The sequence below is a fragment of the Pseudomonas sp. BAV 4579 genome (assembly GCF_009765395.1).
In the GTDB taxonomy this organism is placed as follows: Bacteria; Pseudomonadota; Gammaproteobacteria; order Pseudomonadales; family Pseudomonadaceae; genus Chryseomonas; species Chryseomonas aestiva.
On the sequence record NZ_WHOV01000223.1, the window covers coordinates 1 to 10103 of the forward strand.

The following is a 10103-nucleotide window of genomic DNA, read 5'->3' on the forward strand; positions in this document are numbered from 1 at the left end:
TCTGGTCGGCCACCTTGGTGATGGTGGTCAGCACCTTGTTGATGTGGCTGGATTTCTCCGACAGGGCAGCGAGCTTGGCGTTGATCGAATCGGTCGCCGCAACCATGCGTTGCATGGTGCCGTCCATGCTCGCCAGGCTGCTGCGCGCCTGCTCCGCGCCCTCGGTGGTCTCGTCCGCCACCTGCACGGCTTCTTCCATGGTGCGTACCAGGGCATTGGCGTTGGCGGCGATCTCGCGCGTGGTGCTCAGCACCTCCACGCTGGTCTGCGCCTGCTCGATGCTGGTGGCCTCCTGCTGGCGTGAAGAGGCGGCGATCTCGGTGGTGGAAGAGGTCACCTGGATGCCGGCGCGCTGCACCTTGACGAGCATGCCACGCAGGTCGTCGATCATCTTGCTCAGGCCGCGGGCCAGCTGGCCGATGGCGTCGTCGCCGCTGACCGCGGTGCGCCCGGTGAGGTCACCGGCGGCCGCCTTGTTGACCAGCCCGAGCAGGTCGTCGACATCGGCGCGCAGGCGCTGCATCAGCGCCTGTTCGCGGGCGTGGTCATCCTGTATCTGCTGCGCCATCTGATTGAAGGCCAGACCAACCTGGGCGAGTTCGTCACGGCCCTGGACCGCCACCCGCGCGCTGCTGTCGCCCGCGGAAATGCGTGCCACGGTATCGGTCAGTCGGCGCACCGAGCGCAGCAGGTTGTGGGACAGCAGCCAGGCGATGAGGGCGGCCAGCAGCACGCAGAGGGCGCCGCCAGCGACCAGGGTCCAGGTCAGCTGGTCGCGCACCTGCTCGGTATGGTCCGCCCGTTGCGCGTACAGGCGGCGCTCTTCAACGGCGATGGTCTGGATCTGCTGACGCATGGCCGCGACCTGATTGGTCAGGGTGGCGATCAGGGGCTCGTTGGCCAGTTGCACCGCTGACAGATTGCCGGTGTCGCGCAGGCGCAGCAGGGGTTCGAAGGTCTGTTGGCGCCAGTTGTCGAGGTCCGCGGTGAGGCGGGCGAAGCGCTGCTGCTGCTCAGCATTGTCCTGGGTCAGCTGCTGCGGCACGCGCACGGCTGCGGCCAGAGGCGACAGCGCCTGGCGCGCAACGTCGGCATCCGCAGTGGAGCCGGAATACCAGTAGTTGCGCAACTTGGCCCGGGTCTCGAGCAGATTGTTGTCCAGCGTGGTGACCGACAGCAGCACCTGGGCGGTGTGCCTGTCCCAGCGATTGGCGTCCACCAGGCTCTGCAACGCGGCATAGGTCAGCCAGAGCAGCAGGACCACGAGGGCGATGATGGCGGCAAAGCCGGCGAAGAGTTTGTTCTGGATGCGAATGTTGTTGAGCATGGGCACCGGCGCAGACGGACAGAGGCGGAAGGAGTGAGCCCTGGGGAGCACTCGGGTTGTCCGATAAAAGTAGCACGGTCATGCATTTGTGTGAGTTGCAACGCACTTCAGGGGCCAGTGGCCAGCAGTGCCAGGATAGGGAAAGAGTGCATATCGAGACGGCAGCCCGCCAGCTGTCGGGGTGAGCGGAAGGCTGCCGGGCGGGGCACGTGAGTCAGGTGGCCTCGACGTCGTTCGCCGCTTCGGGTCGGCGAGTGCCATGGCTGTTCTGACCACCCTTGCGCCCGGCTTCGGAAGCCCGGGTCGGATTGTTGGCGAAATTGCCGCCGCTAGCACGACCGCCCTTGCGACCCGCCTCGGCGGCGCGATCGCGATTGTTAGCGAAGTTGCCTGGATTGCTGCTCTTGTTGGCCATAAGAACTTCTCCCACTTTCAATTATTGAAGAATCGAACACTGCGCTCTTCAAAGGCTAGGCGTTTCGGTTATTGAGAGTAGGGGTGTGGAGGGCGAGTTCGAGCGAGGTGATAAAGGGGTATTTTGTTATACAACGTGCAAGTTGAATACAGACTTTTATTTAACGATAGCCTGACTAGAGCCGTCAGGCCGCAGGTTGTATAGGGGCTGTAGAAGAATCGGTGAGCAGAGCGACAGCATTCGAGCAGGCTGTCTGTCATAGGCTGAAATGTCTTGATGCATCTGGCTGGAGCGGCCATTTAGGTTTGACTCTGCCGCCGTCTTGCCTCAGACGCCTTCGGCGAGAGCTTGTTCTTTGTTCACAGGTAAATTTATCGCCGATTCAATGGCACCGTTGCTCGCTGATGTTACCGGGTAGCGCTGTTCGCCTGACGATAAAAGGGGACGAACAGCCTAGCTAGAGCGCTTCATCAAGAACTCAAGTCGATCGATCAGGTTGCTGGATAATCGGTAATATAAGTTCTTCCGATAAAGTTTAATGCGATAGGAAGTTTGTCAACAAGTCCAATAAGGCGGGTCTTGCAAAAAAGCCCTTTCCAAAATTTCCCGAATGTGAGAAAAAATCCCAAAATCGGGAGGTAGCCATGCTTGATCAACGTCTTGCCGTTCGGCTGAAGGCCCTGCGCCTGGAGCACGAGCTGTCACTGGAGCAGTTGGCCACCCTGAGCGGGGTCAGTCGCGCGACGCTGTCCCGGCTGGAAAATGCCGAGGTCAGTCCGACCACGGCGGTTCTCGGGCAGCTCTGTTCGGCCTACGGCCTGACCCTGACGCGCCTGCTGCATAGCGTGGAAAGCGCCTATCCGGCACAGGTCGAGCGCCAGGCGCAGCAGATCTGGAGCGATCCCGAGCAGGCCTTCACCCGCCGCTCGGTCTCGCCGCCGGCCCAGGCCCTGGCGGGTGACGTCATCGAGAGCCAGCTGGGGCCGGGCGTGGACATCCGCTATCAGGCATCGCCTCGGCCAGGCCTCGAACACCATCTGCTCCTGCTCGAAGGCGAGTTGCAGCTGTGGATCGAAGAGCAGCCCTATCGGCTGAGCGTCGGCGACTGCCTGCGCTATCGCCTCTGGGGTAGCAGTCGCTTCCTGAGCGGCCCGGCGGGCGCCCGTTATCTCCTGTTCATGATCTGAGGTGTGTCCATGAGTGCTTCCCTGCGTATCGAACAGCTCGACGCCGCCGCCTTCACGAGGCATCTGAATGACTTCCAGCAATTATTGGCCGCCTGTGTCGAGCAGGGCGCCAGCATCGGCTTCATCCTGCCGCTGGCCGACGTGGTGAATCGGCGCTTCTGGACCGAAGCCGTGGCCCCGGGCCTGACCCGGGGCACCCGGCTCTTGTTCGCCGCGCTGCAGGACGGCCGGGTGGTCGGCAGCGTGCAACTGGTGCTGGATACCCCGGCCAATCAGCCGCACCGCGCAGACGTGGTCAAGTTGCTGGTGCATCCGGACTGCCGTCGCCAGGGCCTGGCGCGTCGGCTGATGCAGGCGGTGGAAGCGGCCGCCCAGACCCAGGGGCGGGAATTGCTGACCCTGGACACCCGCAGCGACGACCATGCCGAGCCGCTCTATCTGTCCCTCGGCTATCAGGTGGTCGGCAGGATTCCCGGCTATGCCCTGGATGCCCGCCAACCCGAACGCCGTGACAGCACCACCCTGATGTACAAGACGCTGACAGCCGCGCCCGTTAAGCTGGGCGCCTTCAGTTAAGGACGTCTACCCGCCATGCCGCCTCGCTCCGCTCCCGAACTCTGGCAACTCCTGTGCGCCCAGGCCGAGGCCGGGCGCCGCGACGCCCCGGCCCTGGCCGAGGGGCTGACGCGAGCGCTGCTGCAGCCGGTCGATCTGGCCGCCGCCCTGGTCCGGCGCTGCGCCGAGGCCCTGGCGGAGGATCCAGGGCAGGCCGAGGCACTCGCCGAACGCTTCGCCGCCCTGCACGCCGAGTGGCCGGCGCTGACCCTGGCGGCCTGCGCGGACCTGGAAGCGGTGCTGGCACGGGATCCGGCCTATGCCAGCCTGCTGGAGATCTTTCTGTTCTCCAAGGGCTTCCTGGCGCTGCATACCCAGCGCCTGAGCCATGCCCTCTGGCACAACGGCGAGCGGCTGCTGGCCCTGCACCTGCAGGCGCGCTGCAACCGGCTGCTGGCCATCGACATCCATCCCGCGGCGCGGCTGGGGCGCGGCCTCATGCTCGACCACGGGACCGGCATCGTCATCGGCGAAACCGCGGTGGTGGAAGACGACGTCTCCATCCTGCAGCAGGTGACCCTGGGCGGTACCGGCAAGGAACAGGGCGATCGCCACCCCAAGGTGCGTCGCGGGGTGATGATCGGCGCCGGGGTCAAGATCCTCGGCAATCTGGAAATTGGCGAAGGGGCCAAGATCGGCGCCAACAGCGTGGTCCTGCACCCGGTGGCGCCCCACACCACGGTGGTGGGCATTCCCGCCCGCCCGGTGGGCCGTCCGCGCGATGCCCATCCGGCCGAAAGCATGGATCAGTCCTTCGACGACTAAGCCAGAAAGACCTCGGCCTTGGGATAGCGCTCGCTGTTCAGCGCGCTCGCCTGCAGGCCTTCGGCCTGCGCCAGGCTGCGCACCAGCTCGCGATTGAAGGCACTGTTGCCCGGATCCGCCAGGTAGTCGGCCAGCGCCAGCCAGCGGGCGTCCTCGATTTCATCCGGATCCTGGATGGCGATGTCGGCACTCAGGGGATCGAGGCGGCAGACCACATAGAGATTGGATTTGCCGAAGCGGTAGGGGTGGGTGGTCACCATGCCGACCACGCTGCGAAAGGCGCTGCGGATGCCGGTTTCCTCCCAGACCTCGCGCACCACCGCCGGCGCCAGGTCTTCACCCAGCTCGACATGGCCGCCCGGCAGCTTGTAGCCCTGGCTGCCGCGCTCGCGGATCGCCAGCAGTTCACCGCGGGCGTTGAGCACCAGGCCGCCCACGCCCAGGCTGTGGGTCGGGACGAAGGGGGCGAAGGCCGTGGCGGTGCCCCGCCAGACCAGGGTCAGCTCCTGCTCCAGGCAGTTGTGAAAGACGAAACCGGCGCGGGTGGCCACGCCGACCAGCTCGCCAAGGGCCAGCGGCAGGGTCAGCCAGATCAGGTAGCGTCCGTCGCGGCGGGCGCTGTCAAGCAACTCGGCCAGCGCCGGGGCGAAGGCCTCGCGGGTGGACGGCAGCGAGGCAGCGTCGATGATCAGGCCGTTGAAGGCGTCTTGACGGTATTCCACAGCTGTTACTCCGCAGGCCGTGGCTGGATGGGCGAGGAGGGCACGATACCGGCTTCGCTGGGCAGCAGCAGACTGGCACGCGGATTGGCGATCTCGATGCCGCGTTCGCGGAATCGTTCGAGGATGCGGCGGTTGAGTTCGCGCTGCACGCCCCAGCGGCCTTTGTCGAGACATCTCATCTGCCCGGCGATGGTCACCATGGAACCGTCGACGGCGTCCACGCCCCAGATCTCCAGATCGGCGAGGATCAGCTCCTTGAAGGCCTCGTCGGCGCGCATACCGGCGCCGATGTCCTTGAGTTCGGCGATGACGCGCTCGATGTCTTCGGCGTAGCCCACGCTGATGCGCAGGGCGGCGTTGCCCAGCCCACGGTTGATGTTGTTGACCGCCGACACCGAGCTGAAGGGCACGATGTGCAGGGAGCCGTCACCGGCGCGCAGGCGCACGGTGCGGATCGACAGGTACTCCACGGTGCCCGAGACCCCGGCCACGGTGACCCAGTCGCCCACCTGCATGGCGTTTTCCAGCAACAGGAAGATACCGGTGATGAAGTCCTGCACCAGCTTCTGCGAGCCGAAGCCCAGGGCCACGCCGATGATGCTGGCGCTGGCCAGCAGCGGCGTGGTGTTGATCCCCAGTTCGCTCAGGGCGGTCAGACCGACGATCAGCGCGACCAGGATGAACAGCCCGGTGCGCAGCATGGGCAGCAGGGTGCGCAGCCGGGCGGCGCGCACCGTATCGCCGCGTTCGTTCCAGCTGCTCAGTCGACGATTCACCGCGGCGTTGGCGCCTTCCCAGACCACCACGGCGATGATGGAGGCGATCAGGATGGTGAGAAAGGCGGACAGCAGGCTACGGCCGATGCTGCCGTCGTCGAACCAGTCCAGCACGTCCCAGCCCCAGGACTGGAACAGGGCCAGGGCGGTGACCAGGGTGACGATCACGCCCACCAGCCAGCGCGCCAGCGGATAGTAGCGCTGCAGGTGCAGGTCGGTAGCGCTGTCGTCTTCGGTGGTTGCGGGCTGGAACAAGCGACCCAGCAGACCGAGCAGGAACACCGCCGCCAGGCGCCCGAGGATGACGATGCCGGCGGACAGCGCGACGAAATTCATCAGCCGCGGCAGCCCGTTCTCGATGTCCAGGGCCCACATGGTCCAGCCACCCATGACGAACACGGCGGCGAATACGGCCCAGACCTGACCCAGCCAGGCGCGCAGCACGGTCAGGGCACCGCTGCCATCCTGGCGTCCGGCGATCCGCGCGGCCACCGGACGGCGGACATGGAAGATCAGCCCCACCACCAGCAGGTGGGCCAGCAGCGAGACCAGCTTGACGATGGCTTCGCGGCCCTCTTCGTTGGCGCCGAGGATATCCGCGGCCTGGGCCAGCGCCAGGCCGAAGGTGATCAGCGCCACGAAGGCATGGAGCCAGCGCAGCAGGGTACCGGCGAGCGCCGCCTTGACCTTGAGCAGGCGGATGCCGTGGGCGGCGGGATCGATCAGCAGGTGGATAACGATCAGCGCCAGGCGGGTGGTGAGATAGGCACCGAGAAAGCCACCGACCAACTCACGCTGGTTGGCGTCCGATCCCACCAGGTAGTGGATCAGCAGCGCCGCCATGGCCCAGAAGGCCAGCAGCGGCAGCAGTTCCAGCAACAGCAGCCCCAGGGCGAAGGGCAGGTGCCGCAGGGTGGTCCAGTGCTCCTCGGCACTGGCCCGGGCGGGTCTGGCGGGAGCCGGGTCGGCCGGGGCGGACTCGGGCGCTGGCGTGACGGGCGCGGCGCTGTCGGACGGGGCGATGGGCACCTCTTCGAGTTGTTCCACCCCGTCGCGCTGAGTCTTGACGAGGGCCACCGCGGGTTCGGCCGGACGGGTGGCAGCCTCCTCCGCAGGGGGCGCCGAGGCGTCAGGCGGCAGCTGCTGGGCCGCCTGCTGCTGGGCCTGGCGGCGGGCCCGGCTATCAGCGTGATCGGCCTGGCGCTGCAGCCGTTGCCGGGGGCGCTGGAGTGCGTGACGGATCAGCCATTCGACGAGCAGGCCGGCAGCGAAGAGGGTGGCCAGGGTGAGCAGGGCCTGCAATAGGGCGCGGCGACCCGCTGCGGAGGTGAAGCTGGCGCGCGACCAGTCCGGCAGGGTGCGTACCGCGCGCTGCACCTGGTTCAGTTCGCTGCCCAGGTTGTCGGCCCAGCGGCCGACGCGACTGAGCGTCTGGGCAATAAGGCCATTGGCTTCCAGGGGCACCAGCGTCTTTTCTTCGCCGGCCGCCGGGGTGGCGACCGTGGCCGGCGCAGCAGCGGCTGCCGTACTCGCTGGCGCCGCCTTCGCTGCAGTCGCGCTCGCCGGCTGGCTGGCGATGGCCTGCAGGGTCAGGATCAGTTCCTGGCGCCGCTGCGGATCCTGTAGCAGGGCCGCGACCTGGCGCGCCTGCTGGGGATCGAGACCGGTCGGGGCCGGGGCAGGAGTTTCGGCGGCGCGCAGGGGCAACGCCAGGCACAGCAGCAACAGGGCGAGCAGGAGGTTCGGCATGGGGCGACAGTGGTCCTGATGAAGGATCAGCCAGTTAGGACCCGTGATCCTCGCCTATGCTCCCTTCAGTTCGCCACTCCCTGCCGCTGGAGCCGCCGCCAGTCACCGGGCGTCTGCTCGGTCCAGCGCTTGAAGGCGCGCTGGAAGGCGGCGGGGGAGGCGAAGCCGAGCAGATAGGCGATCTCGCCGAAACTGGCCTCGGTATCGCGGATATAGGCCAGGGCCAGGTCGCGGCGGGTCAGGTTGAGCAGGGTGCGGTACTGGGTGCCTTCCTCTGCCAGCTTGCGCCGGAGCGTCCAGGACGGCAGGCGCAGCCGGCTGGCGATCTGCTCCAGGGTCGGCTCGCCGTGCCGCAGCAAGGGTCCCATGACCTCGACCACCCGCTCGGTGAGGCCGCGGGTGCGGGTCAGGCGGCGGTGTTCGGCCTCGCTCAGGGCCAGCAGCTGGCGCCAGGTGGCCGGACAATGCTCGGGCCCGGGCAGGGCCAGGGTCGCGGCATCGAGCAGCAGCGCATTCTCGGCGGTACCGAATTCCACCGGACAGCCAAAGGCGGCCTCGTAGGGCGCCAGGTCCGCCGGTGCGGGGTATTCGATGAGCACGCGACGCGGTTGCAGCGAGTGTCCCGCGACCGCGCTCAGCAGCGCCAACCAGGCGCTGAGCACCACGTCCACTACAAAGCGGTTGTAGCCGTTGTAGGGGCTGATGCTATAGAAGTGCAGCCAGGCGTCGCGGCCCTGGGCGGCATAGCGCGACTGGCCCCGGTAGTTGCGGCCATAGAGCGGTTCCAGTTCGAGCAGCGTCTCGGCGGCGTGGCGCACGTCCGGTGCCTGGCCCACGGTAATGCCGGCGAGACCGAGAAAGGCCGGCCGCATCGCCCGGCCCATGGCCAGGCCCAGCGCCGAATCGCCAGTCAGTTCCAGGGCCGCATGGCCCAGGCGCATGTAGTGGGGGATCGACAGCCGTCCGCCAGGTTCGGCCAGCCGCGCCGCAGTCAGGCCGAAGCGTGCCAGCAGGCCGGCGGTATCGGCACCCCGCTGGGCGACGGCCGCCGCCAGCGCCAGCACGAAGCCGGTGGAGAGATCGCCCAGGCGCAGCGCCGGCGCGCTCATAGCCGCAGATTGATCAGCTTGCTGCCGGCCCGGGCAGGATCGGTGGCGGCTTCGGCGTCCGGGGTGAAGGCCCGGCTACCGCCGCCGGCCTGCCATTCCCAGAGCCGTCCGCGCAACTGCACTTCCAGGGCGGCGCGAATGCCGGCGGCGCGCAGACGCTGCACATCGAAGGGCGCCGGTGCCGGGGTGGCGCCCGCGGCGAGGGCGGGAATCGCCAGCAGTTCCACCTGGGGATAGTCGAGCACCTTGGCGCGACCGGTGTCGCTACCCTGGATGACACCGAGGCGGCCCAGCGGCGTCTCCACCCGCAGCAGGGGCGGGCTGAGATCCTCACCGCTGTCCCTGGCCGTCAGCGGTCGCACCAGTGGTTGGCCGAGCACCTTGCCGTCGGGTCCGAAGACCAGGGTGACATTGCGCAAAGGTCCCGTACCCACCTGCAATTCGCCGTCGACCAGGGTCGGACCGGGCAGGACGATGGAGCCGGCCACCAGGGTGACGCGGTACTGGCGGGCAAGGCCGCCGAAGAGCTGCTGGTAGGCGCTGGCCATGTCCCAGGCCTTCATGCGCAACAGGCTGCCGGCCAGGCGCCGGTCACCCTCGGCCTGGAACCAGGCGCGGGCCACGCGCAGCGGATTGCCCAGCAGCAGCCACTGGATGGCGTCTTCGCTGCGGGCCGCGGCATAGACCTCGGGCTTCTCGCCCATCAGCGCCAGGGGCGTGCCCAGGTGCTCGGGCAGCACCACGATGGTCTGGGCGCCGATCAGGCCCAGGCGCCGGGCATTGGCCAGATAGGCATTGAGCTTGAGGCGCAGTCGTTCGGGATTGCCATAGTCCAGGGCGACCAGTTCGGGCTCGATCCCCAGCAGGTTGCCGGTGGTGGCCGCCGCTGGCGTGGTGGTCAAATCCACCGCCAGGCTGCTGCGCAGATCCGACAGGTAATGGAAGGCTGGCCGCTGGGCCACCCAGCCCGCCAGCACGGCGAACAGGGCGATCAGCACCAGGAACACGAGCTTGCGCATCGGCACTCCAGAGCGGTCCCGGCCTCCCGGGCCGGGCGAGATAAAGGTGCTCAGGGTAGGAGACCAGACCGCCACTGCCAAGGGGCGGCTGTACATTTGGGTAAAGAGGTTGTCATTTCCGGTGATTGAGGCCAGCCCGCGCTGCTCCTATCGTGGCGCCAGGCTTTCCCAGAAAGGCCAACCACCGGAGACCGCCATGATCGAGCTTGCCCCCCGTAATACCACCCCTGTGGATAGCTATCCGCATTTGCTCGACCCGCTGCCCGTGGGGTCGATCACCCTGCGCAATCGCGTGGTGATGGGATCCATGCACACGGGGCTGGAAGAGCGGCCCGGTGGCTTCGCGCGGATGGCGGTCTTCGTCGCCGAGCGAGCGCGGGGCGGGGTGGGGCTGATCGTCACCGGCGGCATCGCGCCGA

8 protein-coding genes and 2 pseudogenes are annotated in these 10103 nt (G+C 67.4%); 4 read left to right on the forward strand and 6 right to left on the reverse strand.

Annotated features, from left to right (window positions below; translation table 11 throughout):
- Positions 1-1327, reverse strand: a 1327-nt coding sequence (locus tag GSQ95_RS25375) for a methyl-accepting chemotaxis protein (protein WP_158974000.1), incomplete at its 3' end; no start/stop codon positions are given.
- 214 nt (positions 1328-1541) lie between these two features.
- A pseudogene (locus GSQ95_RS25380) lies at positions 1542-1718 on the reverse strand (general stress protein); the annotation flags it as partial.
- Positions 1719-2386: 668 nt separating this feature from the next.
- Between GSQ95_RS25380 and GSQ95_RS25385 the strand changes: the two are divergent.
- The 3 genes from GSQ95_RS25385 to cysE are packed head-to-tail and all read left to right on the forward strand — an operon-like array spanning position 2387 to position 4309.
- A complete protein-coding gene (locus GSQ95_RS25385) occupies positions 2387-2929 on the forward strand; it encodes a helix-turn-helix domain-containing protein (protein WP_158892326.1) in 543 nt (180 codons plus the stop codon).
- 9 nt (positions 2930-2938) lie between these two features.
- The gene (locus tag GSQ95_RS25390; protein WP_158892328.1) at positions 2939-3505 is read left to right on the forward strand and encodes a GNAT family N-acetyltransferase; all 567 of its coding nucleotides are present in this window, start codon (positions 2939-2941) and stop codon (positions 3503-3505) included.
- Between the two features lie 15 nt (positions 3506-3520).
- Positions 3521-4309, forward strand: a complete 789-nt coding sequence (cysE, locus tag GSQ95_RS25395; RefSeq protein ID WP_158892330.1) for a serine O-acetyltransferase — start codon at positions 3521-3523, stop codon at positions 4307-4309.
- Here cysE and GSQ95_RS25400 read toward each other — a convergent pair.
- The 4 genes from GSQ95_RS25400 to GSQ95_RS25415 form a co-directional block, all read right to left on the reverse strand.
- Positions 4306-5031 (reverse strand): NUDIX domain-containing protein, encoded by a 726-nt coding sequence (locus tag GSQ95_RS25400; protein ID WP_158892332.1) that lies wholly within the window; start codon positions 5029-5031, stop codon positions 4306-4308. The two genes, cysE and GSQ95_RS25400, sit on opposite strands and share 4 nt — an antisense overlap.
- Positions 5032-5036: 5 nt before the next feature.
- Entirely contained in the window at positions 5037-7556 is a 2520-nt protein-coding gene (locus GSQ95_RS25405; RefSeq protein WP_158892334.1) for a mechanosensitive ion channel domain-containing protein, read from the reverse strand.
- 65 nt (positions 7557-7621) lie between these two features.
- Positions 7622-8665, reverse strand: a complete 1044-nt coding sequence (locus tag GSQ95_RS25410; protein WP_158892336.1) for an AraC family transcriptional regulator — start codon at positions 8663-8665, stop codon at positions 7622-7624.
- Positions 8662-9684 carry a hypothetical protein gene (locus tag GSQ95_RS25415; protein WP_158892338.1) on the reverse strand — a complete coding sequence of 341 codons (1023 nt, stop codon included), beginning with the start codon at positions 9682-9684 and terminating at the stop codon, positions 8662-8664. Before GSQ95_RS25415 ends, GSQ95_RS25410 begins: the two co-directional genes overlap by 4 nt.
- A 196-nt stretch (positions 9685-9880) precedes the next feature.
- Here GSQ95_RS25415 and fadH point away from each other — a divergent pair.
- A pseudogene (fadH, locus tag GSQ95_RS25420) lies at positions 9881-10103 on the forward strand (NADPH-dependent 2,4-dienoyl-CoA reductase); the annotation flags it as partial.

Bases quoted from the DNA above. Each gene is read 5' to 3' on its own strand.
- GSQ95_RS25385 (WP_158892326.1), top strand. From the start codon at position 2,387: ATGCTTGATCAACGTCTTGCCGTTCGGCTGAAGGCCCTGCGCCTGGAG.
- GSQ95_RS25390 (WP_158892328.1), top strand. From the start codon at position 2,939: ATGAGTGCTTCCCTGCGTATCGAACAGCTCGACGCCGCCGCCTTCACG.
- cysE (WP_158892330.1), top strand. From the start codon at position 3,521: ATGCCGCCTCGCTCCGCTCCCGAACTCTGGCAACTCCTGTGCGCCCAG.
- GSQ95_RS25405 (WP_158892334.1), bottom strand. From the start codon at position 7,556: ATGCCGAACCTCCTGCTCGCCCTGTTGCTGCTGTGCCTGGCGTTGCCC.
- GSQ95_RS25410 (WP_158892336.1), bottom strand. From the start codon at position 8,665: ATGAGCGCGCCGGCGCTGCGCCTGGGCGATCTCTCCACCGGCTTCGTG.
- GSQ95_RS25415 (WP_158892338.1), bottom strand. From the start codon at position 9,684: ATGCGCAAGCTCGTGTTCCTGGTGCTGATCGCCCTGTTCGCCGTGCTG.